This is a genomic window from Streptomyces sp. NPDC037126 (genome assembly GCF_055605965.1).
Window position 1 is genome coordinate 964,005 of the sequence record NZ_JBVJTD010000001.1, and the last position, 15,675, is coordinate 979,679.

The following is a 15,675-nucleotide window of genomic DNA, read 5'->3' on the forward strand; positions in this document are numbered from 1 at the left end:
TGGATGCCGCAGGTCAGGCACATGCGCGCGGACGCCCGGCGCAACTACGAGCGATTGCTGCAGGTCGCGGCCGAGGCCTTCGCCGAGCACGGGGAGAACGCGTCGCTCGACGACATCGCCAAGCGCGCCGGTGTCGGCTCCGGCACCCTCTACCGGCACTTCCCGACCCGGCAGGATCTGCTGGAGGCCGCCTACGTGGACCGGATCAAGGCGATGGCGGCCCGGGCCGACGAGTTCGCCGCGGCGCTGCCGCCGGGCGAGGCGCTGGTGGAGTGGCTCAACGAGGTGTGCGTCGGGACGATCCAGGTGCGCGGCATGAAGGCCCTGCTGGGCTCGGCCGTCACCGACGGCAGCTCGGTCGCGGGCACGGCCTGCGGCACCTTCGTGCAGGACGCGGCGCGGCGGCTGGTCGAGGCCGCGCAACGGGCGGGCAGCCTGCGCGCGGACGTCGAGCCGATCGAGGTCCTGCGTCTCGCGCACGGCGTGGCGTCGGCGTCGGAGCTGGCGAACGGGCAGGGGACGCAGATCCGCCGCTATCTCTCCCTGCTGACGGAGGGGCTGCGGCCGGGAGCCGGGGCCTGAGGACCGGCGGCGGTCCCCGGATGAGGGGGCGCCGCCGGTCCGCCGTACGACCGCTTACAGGGCCCGGCCGCCGGGCTCGACCATGTTTCTGACCGTGCGAGCCTTCACGAACTCGCCCAGGGCCGTCATGTCCCACTCGCCGGAGAACTGGCGGACGAGCTTGGCCATCATCACGCCCGTCTGGGCTTCGGCGTGGGTGAGGTCGAAGCGGACCAGTTCCTCGCCGGTCGTGGCGTCGAGCAGGCGGCAGTAGGCCTTGGCGACCTCGGTGAACTTCTGCCCGGAGAAGGAGTTGACCGTGAAGACCAGGCCCGAGACCTCCTGGGGGAGGCGGCCCAGGTCGACGGTGATCGCCTCGTCGTCACCCGCGCCCTCGCCGGTGAGGTTGTCACCGGAGTGCTTGACCGAGCCGTTCAGGATCGTCAGCTTGCCGAAGTAGCAGCTGTCGATGTGGTTGCGCTGCGGGCCGTAGGCGATGACCGAGGCGTCCAGGTCGATGTCCTTGCCGCGGAAGGCGGGCTCCCAGCCGAGGCCCATCCGCACCAGGGAGAGCAGCGGGCGGCCGCCCTTCATCAGGGACACCGTCTGGTTCTTCTGCAGGCTGACCCGGCCCTTGTCCAGGTTGACCTTCCCGGCGCCCGGCGCGGGCGGCGCCGGGGGAGCGGGCACGGGCGGGGCCGGCGGGGTGACCGGCGGCTGCATCGCGGGCGGCGGCGGGGCGACCGGCTGCCGCGGGGGCGCGGGGGCCGCGGCCGGCTGCGGGGGCGCCGCGGGCGCGGCCGAGGGTTCCTCCACCGTCACGCCGAAGTCCGTCGCGATGCCGGCCAGCCCGTCGGCGTACCCCTGGCCGACGGCGCGGGCCTTCCACTGGCCGCCGCGCCGGTAGATCTCGACGACCACCAGCGCGGTCTCCGTGCCCAGCTGCGGGGGTGTGAACGTGGCGAGCACCGCGCCGCCGTCCGCGTCGCGGACGGTGGCGGTCGGCTCGATGCCCTGGAAGGTCTGGCCGGCCGCGTCCGGGCTGGCCGTGACCACGATCTTCTCGATGTCCGGCGGCACGGCGGCGGTGTCGACCGTGATCGCGTCGGGCGCGGCCCCGCCGCCGGACCGGTAGGTCACACCCGGTCCGGACGGCTGGTTGTAGAAGATGAAATCGGCGTCGGAACGCACCTTGCCGTCGGTGGTGAGCAGCAGGCTCGACACGTCGAGCCGCACGGGAGCGGCGACGTCCACCGTGACGCGCGCGGTGGAGAGAGGGATGTTCGAGCCAGGGGTCATAGCTGTCATGCCGGGTGAACGAACGAAGCTGCTTTACCGTTCCCTTACCCGCCGAACGGCCTACGGCACGACGACGATCTTCCGGCCGACCCCGGCGGCGAACTGCTCCAGTGCCTGCGGGTACCGCTCCAGCGGGATCCGGTCGCTGATGAACACCCGCGGATCCAGCACCCCGTTCGCGAACAGCTCCGCCGCCCGTTCGAAGCTGTGCAGCACCGCCATGGAGCCGGTGATGGTGATCTCCTGGTTGTAGACGCGGTACGGGTCGATCGTCACCCGGGTCGCGTAGTCGGCGACCCCGAACTGCAGGAACGTCCCCGCTTTCGCCACCCGGTCCAGGCCGTCCTGGATGGCGGCCGCGTTGCCGGTCGCGTCGACGACCACGTCCCAGCCCTGGGGACGGTCGAGTTCGTCGGCGCCTGCCGCCGCGGCCGAGACGCCGAGCAGCCGTGCCGTCTCCAGGCGGGCGGGGTTGACGTCGACCATGTCCACGCTCGCCGCGCCCGTGCGCTTGGCCAGCTCCAGCATCATCAGGCCCATGGTGCCGGAGCCGTAGATCAGCACGTGGGAGCCCAGCCGGGAGCGCAGGACGTCGTAGCCGCGCACCGCGCAGGACAGGGGCTCCACCAGGGCCGCGTCCTCGGTGCGCACGTGCTCGGGCAGCCTGACGCAGTTCGCGACGGGGGCGACCGCGTACTGGGCCGCGCCGCCCGCGGTCGTCACACCGATCGCGGCCCACCGCTCGCACAGGTTGTTGTGGCCGGTCCGGCAGTACCGGCACTCGTAGCAGTACAGGGAGGGGTCGACGGCCACCCGGTCGCCGACCGCGACCTCGGTGACCTGGGTGCCGACCCCGACCACCTCGCCCGCGAACTCGTGCCCGGGGACGATCGGCAGCTTGGGCGCGAACTCGCCCTGGAGGATGTGGAGGTCGGTGCCGCACAGGCCGCAGGCGGCCACCTGGACGACGACCTCGCGGGGCCCTGGCGTCGGGTCGGGGACCTCGGTGACGACGGCGCGGCCCACGGACTCGATGACGGCGGCCTTCATTTCACGGCTCCCAACGACAGGCCCTGGACCAGCTTGTCCTGGGCGGCGAACCCCGCGGCGAGCACCGGCAGGGAGATGACGAGCGACGCGGCGCACACCTTCGCCAGGAACAGGCCCTGGCTGGTGATGAAGCCGGTCAGGAAGACGGGGGCGGTCTCGGCGACCACACCCGTCAGCACCCGGGCGAACAACAGTTCGTTCCAGCTGAAGATGAAGCAGATCAACGCCGTCGCGGCGATCCCGGGCAGGGCGATCGGGGCGACGACGCGCGCGAGGACCGTCGGCAGCCGGGCGCCGTCCACCCGTGCCGCCTCGATGACCGCCACCGGGACCTCGGCGAGGAAGGACTGCATCATCCACACCGCGATCGGCAGGTTCATGGCGGTGTAGAGGATGACCAGCAGCCAGATGTCGTCCAGCATCCCGGCGTTCTTGGCGAACAGGTAGATCGGCAGCAGGCCCGCCACGGCCGGCAGCATCTTGGTGGACAGGAAGAAGAACAGCACGTCCGTCCACTTGCGCACCGGACGGATCGACAGCGCGTACGCCGCCGGGAGGGCGAGCAGCAGCACGCAGAGCGTCGAGACGACGGACGCCACCGTGGAGTTGATCAGGGCGGGCCAGGGGCTCGCCCCGCCGCCGGTGCCGAAGAACTCCCGGTAGCCGTCGAGGGTGAGGGAGGCGGTGAAGGACGGCGGGTTGGTCGCCGCGTCCTGCTCCGAGTGGAAGGACGTCAGCGCCATCCAGGCGATGGGCAGGAAGAAGACGATGCCGGCCAGCCAGGCCACGAGGCCCAGCCCGTTACGGCGTACCGCGTTCATGCGCGGGACACCTCCTCGCGGAACAGGGACGAGACCACGCGCAGGGCGAAGGTCGCGATGACGATGGAGCCGATGACGACCAGGACGCCCGCGGCCGAGGCCAGGCCGTTCTCGTGGGCCTGGTAGAAGCTCTGGTAGACGGTGTAGGGCAGGTTCGCCGTGCCCAGGCCGCCGGAGGTGATGGTGAAGACCGCGTCGAAGTTCTGCACGATGTAGATCGAACCCAGCAGGGCGCCCAGCTCCAGATAGCGGCGCAGGTGGGGCAGGGTCAGATGGCGGAAGATCTGCCAGTCGCCCGCGCCGTCGACCCGGGCGGCCTCGATCTGCTGCTGGTCCCGGCTCTGCAGTCCGGCGAGCAGGATCAGCATCATGAACGGCGTCCACTGCCACACCAGGGAGGCCTCGACCGCGAGCAGCGGGGTGTGCGAGATCCAGTCCGGCTGCGGGCCGCCCACATCGTGCAACAACCCGTTGAGCAGGCCGTATTCGGGGTTGTAGAGCACATGCTTCCAGAGCAGGGCCGCCGCCACCGGCACCACGAGGAAGGGCGCGATGAGCAGGGTGCGGACGATGCCCCGGCCGCGGAACCTGCGGTCGAGCAGCAGCGCCAGTGCCAGGCCGAGGACCAGGCTGGCCAGCACCACGGCCACCGTGAGCAGCACCGTCGTCCACACCGAGTGGCGCAGGTCCGGGTCGGTGAGCACCTGGCGGTAGTTGTCGAGGCCGGTGAAGCGGCGGGCCTTGGGATAGAGGGCGTTCCAGTCGAAGAAGGAGATCACCAGCGTGGCCACGAACGGCAGCTGGGTCACCGCGATCATGAACACGAGGGCCGGGAGGAGCGGGGCCCGGGTGGCCCAGGCGCGCAGCCGGGCCGGGGGCCGCTTCACCGCCCGTGCGGGGGTGGCCGCGTAGGAGGCCGTCGTCGTGGCTGTCATCGTCCCTCGTACTCCTTGGAGATCTTCTCGGCGAGCTGCTGGGACTTCCTCAGGGCCGCCTCCACGGACTGGCGTCCGGCGATGGCCGCGCTGATCTCCTGGGAGACCTTGGTGCCGAGGTCGGTGAACTCGGGGATGCCGACGAACTGGATGCCGGGCGCGGGCCGCGGCTGCACCCCGGGGTCGTCCGGCCGGGCGCTCTCGATGGCCTGCCGGGTCGTCTCCTGGAAGGCGGCGGCCGACCTGCGGTAGTCGGCGTTCGTGTACGTCGAGGCCCGCTTGCCCGCCGGGACGTCGGGCCAGCCGCTCGTCTCGCCGACCAGCCGCTCGTACTCCTTGCCCGACGCCCAGGAGACGAACTTCCAGGCCTTGTCGGGGTTGCGGGAGGCGTGCTGGATGCCCCAGGCCCAGGTGTAGAGCCAGCCCGACGACCTGGTCAGCTCGACGGGGGCGGGGGCGTAGCCGAGCCTGCCCTCGACCGGGGAGCCCTTGGCCTCCAGGGAGCCGGCCGCGGAGGTGGCGTCGTACCACATGGCGACCTTGCCCTGGGTCATGTCGTTGAGGCACTCGGCGAACCCGGACTGCGCGGCGCCGGACTCGCCGTGCGCACGGACGAGGTCGACATAGAACTTTGTCGCCTTCTCGAACTCGGGGGAGTCGAGGTGCGCCTCCCACCTCTTGTCGAACCAGGTGCCGCCGAAGGTGTTCACGACCGTCGTCAGCGGCGCCATCAGCTCACCCCAGCCGGGCAGTCCGCGCAGGCAGATGCCCCGCATCCCGGGCCTCGCGCCGTCCACCTTCGCGGCGAGGTCGGCCACCTGGCGCCAGGTGGGGTGCGCGGGCATCGTCAGGCCCTTCGCCGCGAACACGTCCTTGCGGTACATGAGGAAGGACGACTCGCCGTAGAAGGGCTGCCCGTAGAGCTTGCCGTCGTCGCCGGTGAGGGACTGGCGCATGGGCCGCAGCACGTCCTTCTCGTCGTACGAGGGGTCCTTGGCGACGTACGGGTCCATCGGCTGGAGCCAGCCGTTGCGGGCGTAGATCGGTATCTCGTAGTTGGAGAGGGTGGCGACGTCGTACTGGCCGGCCTGGTTGGCGAAGTCCTGGCTGATCTTGTCGCGGACGTCGTTCTCCGGCAGGACGGTGAAGTTCACCCTGATGCCGGTCTCCTTGGTGAAGTGCGTGGCGGTGAGCTTCTGCAGCTCCACCATCTGCGGGTTGTTGACCATCAGCACGTTGATCGAGTCGCCGCCGGATCCGGTCCCGCCCGCCCCGACCCAGCAGCCGGTCAGCAGCGGGGCGAGCAGCGTCCCTGCGGCGGCCGTGGCGAGCGTGGCTCGCGGCCTCCGTCGGCTCGGGGTGCGCATGGATCACTCCTGGGGATGATGAGGGCATTCAGGGCATTCAGGGCATTCACGGGCGTGAAATGCCCCTGGGGACAGGTGGGTTGCTGGGTCAGACCCGGATGACTTGAGGGCCCAGCAGGGCGTAGCGGTGGGCCTCGGCGGCCGGGAGCAGGGTGCTGGTCACGATCGCCTCCAGCGCGCCGATCTCCGCGAACCGGCAGAAGCCGACCGCGCCGAACTTCGTGTGGACGCCGGCGAACACGGTCCGCCGGGCGGCCCGGATCGCCTGTGCCTTGACCTCGGCGACCGCCGGGTCGGGCGTGGTCAGGCCGTGCTCGCGGGAGATGCCGTTGGCGCCGATGTAGGCGAGGTCGAGCACGAAGCCGGCCAGCATCTTCGTCGTCCAGTGGTCGACGGTGGCCAGGGTGCCGGCGCGGACCCGGCCGCCGAGGAGCAGGACCTGGACGTGACCGGCCTCGGCGAGGGCGCCGGCGACCGGGAGGGACGCGGTGACCACGGTCAGCGGCCGGTCCTCGGGGAGTGCCTCGGCGATGAGCTGGGGGGTGAAGCCCTCGTCGACGAAGACCGTCTCCGCGTCCCCGATCAGGTCGGCCGCGGCCGTGGCGATCCGGCGCTTCTCGGGCACCTGGCTGGTGGACCGGAAGGCCAGCGTGGTCTCGAAGGCGGCGCTCTCCACGGGGTAGGCCCCGCCGTGGGTGCGGCGGACGAGTCCGTGGTCCTCCAGGGCCCGCAGGTCGCGCCGGATGGTCTCCCTGGCCACGCCCAGTTCCACGGCGAGCGCGGCGACGTCGACCGAACCGGTGGCGCGGGCGGATCGCACGATCTCGCGGCGGCGTTCCTCCGCCGTCCTGGTGGCCATGTCGTCACCCGCTTCCCTGTGGAAGTGCCCGTTCGGGCCCATGGGGGAAGTTCTACCGCCGGTCCGCGACCCTGACCAGGCCTGTTGCGCATCCGATGCTGCCCGCTTGGGCCCGTTTGCCGAAGGTCGTGCCCGCCGCGGACCTGCGCGGCTGCCGGGCGCGGAGTGGAAACGGGCGGCTCCGGTGCCCGGATGCGGCGGCGGGCGGGCCCGTTCGGTGCCCGCCCGCGCGTGTGAGCGATCGTTTCCCGCCGCCCGCCGCCCGCCGCCCGCCGCCCGCCGCCCGCCGCCCGCCGCCCGGCGCCCGGCGTCCCCGGAGGGTCAGTACGGCCAGATCGGCGGGTCGTTCAAGAAGGGCCCGCCCAGGTGGCTGTGGGCCGGGTTCGCCGGGTCCAGCTCGCCCTGCTCGGCGATCAGCTTCGCGGCGAAGCGCTCGGAGTCGTCCTGCGGGTCGTACCCCAGCGCCCGCGCGCTGCCCAGGTCCCACCACAGCCGTGTGTTCGCGGAGGAGCCGTAGACGACCGTGTGGCCGACGTCCCGGGCGCTCAGGGCCGCGTGGAAGAGGCGGGCGCCGTCGGCCGGGCTCATCCACACCGAGAGCATGCGCACGCTGGTGGGCTCCGGGAAGCAGGCGCCGATGCGCACCGAGACGGTCTCCAGGCCGTGCTTGTCCCAGTAGAGCTGGGCCAGGTCCTCGCCGAAGGACTTCGACAGGCCGTAGAAGGTGTCCGGGCGGCGCGGGGTGTCCACGGGGATCGGCGCCTCGCCCGGGCGCGGGGCCGGGGTGAAGCCGACCGCGTGGTTGGAGGAGGCGAAGACGATCCGGGGCACGCCTTCCGCGCGCGCGGCCTCGTAGAGGTTGTAGGTGCCCTCGATGTTCGACCTGAGGATCTTCTTGAAGGGCGCCTCCAGGGAGATGCCCGCGAGGTGGAGGACCGCGTCGACGCCCCGCACGGCCTCGCGCAGCGCGTCCGTGTCGCCGAGGTCCGCGGTGATCGCGTCCGGCGCGTCCTCGACCGGGCGCACGTCGAACAGGCGCAGCGTGTGGCCGTACTCCGGCAGCAGGGAGCGCATCAGGGTGCCGAGCCCGCCGGCGGCGCCGGTGAGCAGCACGGTGCGGGGAGCGGGCATCCTTCGGTCTCCTCGATGTCAACGGTCGCATGTGTGGACAGAGTTCATATGCATGGACACGCTAGGGAGCGGTGATCCGCCTCGTCAAGTGTGCCGCGACAAGGGGCATTCCGCCGGGTGGATGCCCGTGCGGGCGCTTGACCGGCCCCCTTGCTGGCACTTAGCTTGAGATCGTTCAGGAATGTAGACGCTGATCAGAGACATGCACCAACGGGGAGAACCAGTGACGCCTGCCCCTCTCGCCGCCCGGCTCCGCGCGCCGGGCGGGCCGCTCTTCTTCCCCGTCACCGCCTACGGCCCCGACGGCTCGCTCGACCTCGACGTCTACCGCACCCATGTGAGCCGGGGCGTCGCGGCCGGGGCCGCCGCCGTGTTCGCCTGCTGCGGCACCGGGGAGTTCCACGCGCTGCTGCCGGAGGAGTTCGAGGCCTGCGTCCGGGTGGCCGTCGAGGCGGCCGAGGGCCGCGTCCCGGTCGTCGCGGGCACCGGCTACGGCACCGCACTGGCCGTCCGCCACGCCCGCCTCGCCGAGCGGGCGGGCGCCGACGGCCTCCTCGCCATGCCGCCCTACCTCGTGCTCGCCGGCCAGCAGGGCCTGCTGCGCCACTACCGGGAGCTCGCCGCCGCCACGGCCCTCCCGGTGATCGTCTACCAGCGCGACAACGCGGTCCTCACCCCGCCGACCGTGGTCGAACTCGCCCGCACCGACGGCGTCATCGGCCTCAAGGACGGCCTCGGCGACCTCGACCTCATGCAGCGGATCGTCAGCGCCGTGCGCACCGAGGCGCCGGGCGACTTCCTGTACTTCAACGGCCTGCCCACCGCCGAGCAGACCCAGCTCGCCTACCGCGCCCTCGGCATCACCCTGTACTCCTCGGCCGTCTTCTGTTTCGCGCCCGAGATCGCCCTCGCCCACCACCGGGCCCTGGCCGCGGACGACACGGACACCGTCCGGCGCCTCCTCGACGGTTTCTTCCGCCCCCTCGTGGAACTGCGCGCCCAGGGCCGCGGCTACGCCGTCTCCCTCGTCAAGGCCGGCGTACGGCTGCGCGGCCTGGACGTCGGCGAGGTTCGGCCCCCGCTGCACGAGCCGGCCGAGGACCATGTCGAACAGCTCGCCCGGCTGATCGAGCGCGGCTACGCGCTGCTGGAGGGTGAGGCGTGATCGAACGGTTCCGCGCTGTCGGAGGGGGACGCGTGATCGGCGACGGTTCCGCGCTTCCGGAGGGGGACGCGTGAAGGCCTCGGCGTTCGTCTATCCCTGGGACGTCAACGGGGACCCTCAAGCCCCCGAGCGCATCGCCGCACTCGGCGTCGAGCAGGTGACCCTCGCCGCCGCCTACCACTCCACCCGCGCCCTGACCCCCCGCCACCCCCGCCACCGCGTCGTCACCGCCGAGTACGCGGCCGTCCTCTACCCGGCGGGCGCCCGCTGGGCCGGCCGCGGCCTGCGCCCGTACCACGCCGGCCGCTGGGCCCCCGGCGACGCCCACGGCGAGGCCGCGCGGGCCCTCGCCGGCGCCGGTCTGGAGGTCCACACCTGGGTGGTCCTCGCCCACAACTCCCGGCTCGGCGCCGAACACCCGGACACCTCGGTCGTCAACGCCTACGGCGACCGCTACCCGTGGGCGCCCTGCATCGCCCAGCCCGCCACGCGCGCGTACCTGGTCGACCTGGCCGCCGAGGCCGCCGTACGCCCCGGCGCGCGGGGCACCGAACTGGAGTCCCTCGGCTGGTACGGGCTGGGGCACCTGCACGCCCACGACAAGATCTCCGGCGTCGGCCTCGGGGACGCCGGGCAGTACCTGATGTCGCTCTGCTTCTGCCCGTCCTGCCGCGCCGGGTACGGCACGCACGGCCTGGACGGGGACGCGCTGGCCGCCTCGGTGCGCACCGGGCTGGAGCCGTTGTGGCGGGGCGCGGCGGACGACCAGGGATGGCCGACGGTCGGGAAGCTGCTCGGCGAGGACACGGCGGCCGCCACGCGCGCGTGGCGCGACGGCACCGCCCGCACCCTCCAGGAGGAGGCCGTCGCCGCCGTCCGCGCCGCCGCGCCCGCCGGCTTCCAGGTCCTGCTGCACGCCGACCCCGTCTCCTACCACTGCGGCGCCAACGCGGGCGTCGACCCCGGCCACGTCCTCTCCGTCGCCGACGGCGTCGTGGTGCCCTGCACCGACGGTACGGCCCTGCTGGCGCCCTTCGCCGAGCGGGCGGGGGAGCGGACCGTCCTCGCGGCCAACCTCACCGTCGTCGCCGGGATGGGCGGCAGCCCCGGGACGCTCGCGGCGGACGCGGCACGCGCGCGTGCGGACGGCGCGACCGAACTGCGGCTGTATCACGCGGGGTTGGCGTCGGACGGGGACCTCGCCGCGGTGCGCTCGGCACTGGCGGGGCGCTGAGCGAGCGGGGCCGCCGTCACGAGCAGCGCCAAGCGGTAGCAGGACAAGCGAGCGGGGCCGCCGTCACGAGCAGCGCCAGGCCGTAGCAGGGCAGCAGCAGCCCGGGACCGGCGAGTTCGACCAGACCGGCCCCGACGGCGAGCCCCAGCACGTTCGGGGCGAAGAGCAGCGTGTTCGCACTGGCCGTCGCCCGGCCGAGCAGCGGGCCCGGGGTCTCCCGCTGGACGGCGGTGAGCGCGGCGATCAGCACGCACGGCAGCCCCAGCCCGCTCACCGCACCGGACACCAGGGCGGCCGCGTCCCACGGCACCGCCCGCGCCATCACCCCGATCCCCGTCAGCGCGATCCCGGCCGCCGCGAACCGGCGTCCGCCGAGCCCGCGCAGCAACGGTCCGGCGACCAGGCCGGCCGTCACCGAACCGACGCCCTGGACGGCGTACAGCAGGCCCGCGTACGCGGGGGAGTGGCCCAGGCGGCCGACGACGGCGTAGACCGCCGAGCCGCTCAGGGAGGCGAGGAACATCGTCGTACCGCCCGCCCGGACCAGGGGGCGCAGCGCGGGGTGCCCCCACACGTGCCGGATGCCCTCGGCGGTGCGTCCCCGACCGCGCCCGCGGCTCCGTGCGGGCCGCTCCTCGCGCACGCGCAGGAGGGCGCACAGCCCGGCGGCGAGGACGAAGGTGACCGCGTCCAGGCAGGCGACGGCCGGGCCGCCCCAGGCCGCGTAGAGGCCCGCCCCGGTCAGCGGGGCGACGAGCTTCATGCCCTCCGTGAGGCTCATGCGCAGTCCGTTGACGTCGCCGAGCACCTCCGGGCCGACGGCGGCGGCCACCAGCGCCGACTCGGCCGCGTCGTGCACCACTCCCTCGGCGCCGTACACGGCCAGCACCGCGAACAGCAGCCACAGGCGGGCAGGCGAGTCCACGGCGAACAGGGCGGGCAGCAGCGCGGCCGTCCCCAGGTTGCCCGCCACGAGCAGGGGCCTGCGGCGGACGCGGTCGGCGAGCGTGCCCAGGGCCGGACCCGCCAGAGTGGGCGCCCACATGGCGAACAGGCACAGGGCGGCCAGGCCGTCGGACCCGGTGAGGTCGTTGACCCACACACCCGACGCCAGCCACAGGGAGGAGGTGCCGAAGCCCGACACGAGCACGGCCGCCAGACACAGGGCCGCGTTGCGGTCGCGCAGCACGCGCGACACCGTCGAAGAGGTCGTCATGCCTGCTCATGGTGGGTCTGAGGAGGGCACCGGCGCATCGGTCGGGTGCCTCATACGCCGGGCCGGCGGAGCGGCGACAATCCGTCGGAACCTGTCAGGAATGCCCATGGGGCGCGCGGCGGCCCGGACCTACTGTCGGCCGCATGCGCTGCATCGCCCCGATCCTGATCGGGCTCCTCTACGTCCTCCTCATGTCCCTGATCCCCGAACCCCACCGGCGCCGCTTCAACGCGGTCATGGTCGCCGGCGCCGGCGCCGCCTACCTCAGCGGCGGGGGACTCGGCGGCTGGGAGTTCGTGTTCACCGCGGTGGCCACCTTCGTCGCCTACAAGGGCCTGGACTCCTGGGCCTGGATCGGCGCCGGCTGGCTGCTGCACACGGTCTGGGACGTCGTGCACCACCTCAAGGGCCACCCCATCATCCCGTTCGCCCACGACTCCTCGTTCGGCTGCGCGCTGTGCGACCCGGTGATCGCGGTGTGGTGCCTCGGGGGCGGGCGCTCGCCGTGGGAGTGGCTGCGGGGCCGCCGTGGGGCACCGATGAGTTCCGGCGCGCCGGGCGGTCAGCACTGCGTACGGGCAGCACAACCCCGAAGGAGCAGGGCATGACCATCGTCGACCTGGGCCCCCAGGCCCACATCGTGGCGCGGCTGGCCGAGACGGTCACCGACGAGCAGCTGACGGACCCGACACCGTGCCCCAAGTGCGCGGTGCGGAACCTGCTGGGCCACATCCAGACGCTGTCCGTCGCCTTCCGCGACGCGGCGCGCAAGAACCTCGGTGCCACGACCGACACCAGTCCGGCCGCCGCCGTCCCGGACATCGGCCCCGGCTGGCGCGAGGAACTGCCCAAGGCGCTGGACGAACTCGCCGACGCCTGGCGCGACCCGGCCGCGTGGACCGGCATGACCCGCGCGGGCGGTGTCGACCTGCCGGGTGAGCTGGCCGGCGCGGTCGTCGCCGATGAACTGGTGATCCACGGCTGGGACCTGGCCCGCGCTCTCGGGCGGCCCTACACCGCCGACCCCGCGGCCCTGGACTCGGCCCACGTCTTCCTCCTCGCGGCCGCGGAGGACCCCGACCGCGGCGGCGGCCTCTTCGGCCCGATCGTCCCGGTCCCCTCGGAGGCCCCCCTCCTGGACCGGGCGGTGGGCCTGAGCGGCCGGGACCCCGGGTGGAGCCCGACCCACTGAGACCGCGGGCGCGTACGGCGGCGGAACGGGCCGGGCCCGGGCGGCGGCTGTGCCGACCGTGCGGGTGTGCGCGGCGGGGTCCGGGGGACGGCTGGTGCGGCGACCGCGCGGGGCGTGCACGGCGAGGCGGCTCATTGCGCCCAGGCCGGCGTGGCGGGCGGTGTGCTGGGCGCGCGGACGGACGCCGGGGCCCGGCTGTATCCGGTCGCCCGGTCGGCCGCCGCGCACCGGTCGCCGGGCACGGCGTGGCCCGGCGGTACCCGGGGCTCCGGTTCCCCGAGTGGGCAGGGGAGTTGACCAAGTGACCGGGGTGGGGGCGCTCGCCGCCGTACTCTCCTCTTCATGCCGCTCACCCTGACCGTCCTCGGCACCGCCTCGCCGCACCCCGTCCCGGACCGGCCCTGTTCCGGTTACCTGCTGTCGGGCGGCGGCGCCGAGATATGGGTGGACGCCGGGCCCGGCACGTTCGCCGCCTTGCAACGGCACACCGATCCCGCGCGACTCACCGCGATCTGGATCTCCCATCTGCACGCCGACCACAGCGCCGACCTGCTGTCCGCCGCCTACGCCTTCGCCTTCGGCGGGATGACCCCGGCCGCGCCGGTCCCGGTGTACGCCCCGCAGGACTGCGCCCGCCGGCTGGCCGGCTTCTTCGGACGCGCGGACATCGACTTCCTCAAGGGCGTCTTCGACTTCCGCGCCCTGTACGACGGCCACGACGTCCGGCACTGGAACCTCCGCCTCACCGCCCGCGCCGTCGCCCACGACACCGAGGCGTACGGGCTGCGCGCCGAGTGCCAGGGCAGCGTGCTCGCGTACTCCGGGGACAGCGGCCCCTGCGCCGCCCTCGGTGAACTCGCCCTGCACGCCGACCTGTTCCTGTGCGAGGCCGACATCGACGCGCATCGCGGCGGTGAACAGGTGCACCTGACGCCGGAGGACGCCGGGCGGATCGCCCTCGGCGCCCGGGTGCGCGGACTGCTCGTCACCCACGTCGGCCCCACCCTCACCCGTGAGGAGGCCGCCGCCCGAGCCGCCGCGGCCTCGGGCCGGCCCACCCGCAGCGCGGTCGAGGGCGACGTCCACACCGCCTGAGAGACCCGCCTCCTTTCGTCGGAGGCATCGACGAGGGATGCGCCCCTGCCCGCCTGCGCCCGCGTCGTCCTTCGTACGCCCGGCGTCAGCGGCTCCCGCCCCACTGAGCCCGCAGGTCCTCGCAGCGGATGGTGATCGAGGCGTCGGTGAGCGCGATCTCGTGCACGCACCCGGCGCCCTCGAAGCCGTCCCCCGCGCGGTCCTCGTCCGGGAGGATCTCGTCGAGCAGCACGGTGTCGACCCGCAGCCAGTCGATCGCGTGGTGGTGGTCGACGGAGAAGTGCCGCACACCCGAGTAGGTGATGCGCAGCCCCGAGTGGTGCTTCCACCGGTTCGGCGCGAACTCCAGGACCAGCCGCCCGCTCTTGTCCGTCGCCAGATGTATTCCGGCCAACTCCAGGTCCTTGACGCACCGGTCGGCGCCGGGGACGTCGTAGTGCCCCGGGTCCGAGGCGAACTCCCAGGCGCCGGGCGGCAGTACGCCACGAAGCCGGGGCAGCTCGGCCAGATAGGCTCTGGGGTCGACAAAGAACCCGTGCTCGTCCCAGCGGGTCTCGACGAATCTCATGGCCACCATCCTCGCCGCCTCCCCACTTGATCCGGCACCGCCCCCGGTCCCCAGCACGCGCCGCCTTCACGCCGTGGCGAAAAAGTGCGTATCGATCGGGTAACAGCCCTCGCAGCGCCCGGGGTTATGCGCGTAGACAGTCCGTGACCTGGTGCATCACTCTCATCCATCAGATCCGGAGAATCCATGCGGAAGTCCCACAGAGTCGCCGCCGCCACCGCCGCCTGTGTCGTGGCCGGTGCCGCCCTGTACGGCGCGGGCGCGGCCACCGCCGGCCAGTCGACGGCGAACTCCACCCACGAGCCCTACAACATCGGGCTCCTGGTGCAGGACATCGACAAGTACTACGGCACCACCGCCGACAGCAACGGTGTCTACCAGGCGTCCCCGGACAGCCCGTACGCCAAGGACCTGGCGCGCATCGACGCCGACGCCAAGCGCTACATCGACCGGGCGGCCCGCACGGCCCGCCACCACGGCGAGAAGCCGGCCGTCATGTTCGACATCGACGACACGCTGCTGCTCAGCCTCGACTACGAGAAGCGCTACAACTACACGTACAACTCCACCACGTGGAACGACTACGTGAACAAGGCCGACCGTCCGGAGGTCTTCGGCAGCCCCGAGCTGGTGCGGTACGCCGCGTCCAAGGGCGTCGAGGTCTTCTACAACTCCGGTCTGACGGAGGCGCAGCGCGCCGCCGCGGTCACCAACCTGAAGAAGGTCGGCGCCGACGTCAACCTCGACGCCGACCACATGTTCCTCAAGGACAAGGCCAACCCGCCGGCCTACCTGAGCGACTGCGCCACCCCGGGCGCCTGGAACTGCACGACCGTGCAGTACAAGTCGGGCACCCGCAAGCACGTCGAGCACCTCGGTTACGAGATCATCGCCAACTTCGGCGACCAGTACTCGGACCTCGACGGCGGCTACGCGGACCGCACGTACAAGCTCCCGAACCCGACGTACTTCGTCTCCTGACGAACCGCCGCCCGGCATCGCGTCGCGAGCGGCAGCTCCCGATCGGCCCCCGTCACCGGCAGCACCCTGCCGGTGACGGGGGCCGACGCGCGACCGGAGTGCCGTGCGCACGCCCTGCGGATCCCCGATTTCCGTAACACGGGGAAAACCTGAAACGGGTCCGACAGGGGAACAATCCAGCCAGCACCCGCACACCGCTCG

The 15,675-nt window shown here is 72.9% G+C and carries 16 protein-coding genes; 7 read left to right on the plus strand and 9 right to left on the minus strand.

The annotated features are described in order from the left end of the window. The first annotated feature begins 3 nt into the window (after positions 1-3). The gene (locus ACZ7FF_RS04415; protein WP_470809351.1) at positions 4-582 is read left to right on the plus strand and encodes a TetR/AcrR family transcriptional regulator; all 579 of its coding nucleotides are present in this window, start codon (positions 4-6) and stop codon (positions 580-582) included. A 54-nt stretch (positions 583-636) separates the two neighbouring features. Here ACZ7FF_RS04415 and ACZ7FF_RS04420 read toward each other — a convergent pair whose 3' ends face one another. From ACZ7FF_RS04420 to ACZ7FF_RS04450, 7 genes are all read right to left on the minus strand, one after another. Further along, a complete protein-coding gene (locus tag ACZ7FF_RS04420; protein ID WP_470809353.1) occupies positions 637-1,860 on the minus strand; it encodes a TerD family protein in 1,224 nt (407 codons plus the stop codon). Between the two features lie 60 nt (positions 1,861-1,920). Next, positions 1,921-2,910: a zinc-dependent alcohol dehydrogenase family protein gene (locus tag ACZ7FF_RS04425; protein WP_470809355.1), complete on the minus strand. Its 990-nt coding sequence runs from the start codon at positions 2,908-2,910 to the stop codon at positions 1,921-1,923. After that, a complete protein-coding gene (locus tag ACZ7FF_RS04430; RefSeq protein ID WP_470809357.1) occupies positions 2,907-3,731 on the minus strand; it encodes a carbohydrate ABC transporter permease in 825 nt (274 codons plus the stop codon). Before ACZ7FF_RS04430 ends, ACZ7FF_RS04425 begins: the two co-directional genes overlap by 4 nt. After that, positions 3,728-4,666: a carbohydrate ABC transporter permease gene (locus ACZ7FF_RS04435; RefSeq protein ID WP_470809359.1), complete on the minus strand. Its 939-nt coding sequence runs from the start codon at positions 4,664-4,666 to the stop codon at positions 3,728-3,730. Before ACZ7FF_RS04435 ends, ACZ7FF_RS04430 begins: the two co-directional genes overlap by 4 nt. After that, positions 4,663-6,033 (minus strand): ABC transporter substrate-binding protein, encoded by a 1,371-nt coding sequence (locus ACZ7FF_RS04440; RefSeq protein ID WP_470809360.1) that lies wholly within the window; start codon positions 6,031-6,033, stop codon positions 4,663-4,665. The genes ACZ7FF_RS04435 and ACZ7FF_RS04440 overlap by 4 nt, the downstream gene beginning before the upstream one ends. Before the next feature lie 88 nt (positions 6,034-6,121). Next, positions 6,122-6,892 (minus strand): DeoR/GlpR family DNA-binding transcription regulator, encoded by a 771-nt coding sequence (locus ACZ7FF_RS04445; protein ID WP_470809362.1) that lies wholly within the window; start codon positions 6,890-6,892, stop codon positions 6,122-6,124. Positions 6,893-7,213: 321 nt separating this feature from the next. Next, positions 7,214-8,023: an NAD-dependent epimerase/dehydratase family protein gene (locus tag ACZ7FF_RS04450; RefSeq protein ID WP_470809364.1), complete on the minus strand. Its 810-nt coding sequence runs from the start codon at positions 8,021-8,023 to the stop codon at positions 7,214-7,216. Between the two features lie 223 nt (positions 8,024-8,246). On the opposite strand from ACZ7FF_RS04450, the gene ACZ7FF_RS04455 reads away from it, so the two are divergent. Further along, on the plus strand, positions 8,247-9,188 hold the full coding sequence (locus ACZ7FF_RS04455; protein WP_470809366.1) for a 5-dehydro-4-deoxyglucarate dehydratase: 942 nt from the start codon (positions 8,247-8,249) through the stop codon (positions 9,186-9,188). A 70-nt stretch (positions 9,189-9,258) separates the two neighbouring features. After that, positions 9,259-10,422, plus strand: coding sequence for a hypothetical protein (locus tag ACZ7FF_RS04460; protein ID WP_470809367.1), 1,164 nt, complete (start codon positions 9,259-9,261; stop codon positions 10,420-10,422). Between the two features lie 16 nt (positions 10,423-10,438). Here the strand turns inward: ACZ7FF_RS04460 and ACZ7FF_RS04465 are convergent, their stop codons facing one another. Beyond that, a complete protein-coding gene (locus ACZ7FF_RS04465) occupies positions 10,439-11,638 on the minus strand; it encodes an MFS transporter (protein WP_470809369.1) in 1,200 nt (399 codons plus the stop codon). Positions 11,639-11,781: 143 nt separating this feature from the next. Between ACZ7FF_RS04465 and ACZ7FF_RS04470 the strand changes: the two genes are divergently transcribed. From ACZ7FF_RS04470 to ACZ7FF_RS04480, 3 genes are all read left to right on the plus strand, one after another. Continuing rightward, positions 11,782-12,246, plus strand: coding sequence for a DUF6010 family protein (locus ACZ7FF_RS04470; RefSeq protein ID WP_470809371.1), 465 nt, complete (start codon positions 11,782-11,784; stop codon positions 12,244-12,246). Next, the gene (locus ACZ7FF_RS04475) at positions 12,243-12,830 is read left to right on the plus strand and encodes a TIGR03086 family metal-binding protein (protein ID WP_470809372.1); all 588 of its coding nucleotides are present in this window, start codon (positions 12,243-12,245) and stop codon (positions 12,828-12,830) included. The genes ACZ7FF_RS04470 and ACZ7FF_RS04475 overlap by 4 nt, the downstream gene beginning before the upstream one ends. Before the next feature lie 342 nt (positions 12,831-13,172). Continuing rightward, complete coding sequence (locus ACZ7FF_RS04480; RefSeq protein WP_470809374.1) at positions 13,173-13,925, plus strand: MBL fold metallo-hydrolase; 753 nt, start codon at positions 13,173-13,175, stop codon at positions 13,923-13,925. A gap of 85 nt (positions 13,926-14,010) precedes the next feature. Here the strand turns inward: ACZ7FF_RS04480 and ACZ7FF_RS04485 are convergent, their stop codons facing one another. After that, positions 14,011-14,493 carry a hypothetical protein gene (locus ACZ7FF_RS04485; protein WP_470809376.1) on the minus strand — a complete coding sequence of 161 codons (483 nt, stop codon included), beginning with the start codon at positions 14,491-14,493 and terminating at the stop codon, positions 14,011-14,013. A 186-nt stretch (positions 14,494-14,679) separates the two neighbouring features. On the opposite strand from ACZ7FF_RS04485, the gene ACZ7FF_RS04490 reads away from it, so the two are divergent. Beyond that, the gene (locus tag ACZ7FF_RS04490) at positions 14,680-15,474 is read left to right on the plus strand and encodes an HAD family acid phosphatase (protein WP_470809378.1); all 795 of its coding nucleotides are present in this window, start codon (positions 14,680-14,682) and stop codon (positions 15,472-15,474) included. The last annotated feature ends 201 nt before the right edge of the window (positions 15,475-15,675 follow it).

Bases quoted from the DNA above. Each gene is read 5' to 3' on its own strand.
- ACZ7FF_RS04415 (WP_470809351.1), top strand. From the start codon at position 4: ATGCCGCAGGTCAGGCACATGCGCGCGGACGCCCGGCGCAACTACGAG.
- ACZ7FF_RS04420 (WP_470809353.1), bottom strand. From the start codon at position 1,860: ATGACCCCTGGCTCGAACATCCCTCTCTCCACCGCGCGCGTCACGGTG.
- ACZ7FF_RS04425 (WP_470809355.1), bottom strand. From the start codon at position 2,910: ATGAAGGCCGCCGTCATCGAGTCCGTGGGCCGCGCCGTCGTCACCGAG.
- ACZ7FF_RS04430 (WP_470809357.1), bottom strand. From the start codon at position 3,731: ATGAACGCGGTACGCCGTAACGGGCTGGGCCTCGTGGCCTGGCTGGCC.
- ACZ7FF_RS04435 (WP_470809359.1), bottom strand. From the start codon at position 4,666: ATGACAGCCACGACGACGGCCTCCTACGCGGCCACCCCCGCACGGGCG.
- ACZ7FF_RS04440 (WP_470809360.1), bottom strand. From the start codon at position 6,033: ATGCGCACCCCGAGCCGACGGAGGCCGCGAGCCACGCTCGCCACGGCC.
- ACZ7FF_RS04445 (WP_470809362.1), bottom strand. From the start codon at position 6,892: ATGGCCACCAGGACGGCGGAGGAACGCCGCCGCGAGATCGTGCGATCC.
- ACZ7FF_RS04450 (WP_470809364.1), bottom strand. From the start codon at position 8,023: ATGCCCGCTCCCCGCACCGTGCTGCTCACCGGCGCCGCCGGCGGGCTC.
- ACZ7FF_RS04465 (WP_470809369.1), bottom strand. From the start codon at position 11,638: ATGACGACCTCTTCGACGGTGTCGCGCGTGCTGCGCGACCGCAACGCG.
- ACZ7FF_RS04470 (WP_470809371.1), top strand. From the start codon at position 11,782: ATGCGCTGCATCGCCCCGATCCTGATCGGGCTCCTCTACGTCCTCCTC.
- ACZ7FF_RS04475 (WP_470809372.1), top strand. From the start codon at position 12,243: ATGACCATCGTCGACCTGGGCCCCCAGGCCCACATCGTGGCGCGGCTG.
- ACZ7FF_RS04480 (WP_470809374.1), top strand. From the start codon at position 13,173: ATGCCGCTCACCCTGACCGTCCTCGGCACCGCCTCGCCGCACCCCGTC.
- ACZ7FF_RS04485 (WP_470809376.1), bottom strand. From the start codon at position 14,493: ATGAGATTCGTCGAGACCCGCTGGGACGAGCACGGGTTCTTTGTCGAC.
- ACZ7FF_RS04490 (WP_470809378.1), top strand. From the start codon at position 14,680: ATGCGGAAGTCCCACAGAGTCGCCGCCGCCACCGCCGCCTGTGTCGTG.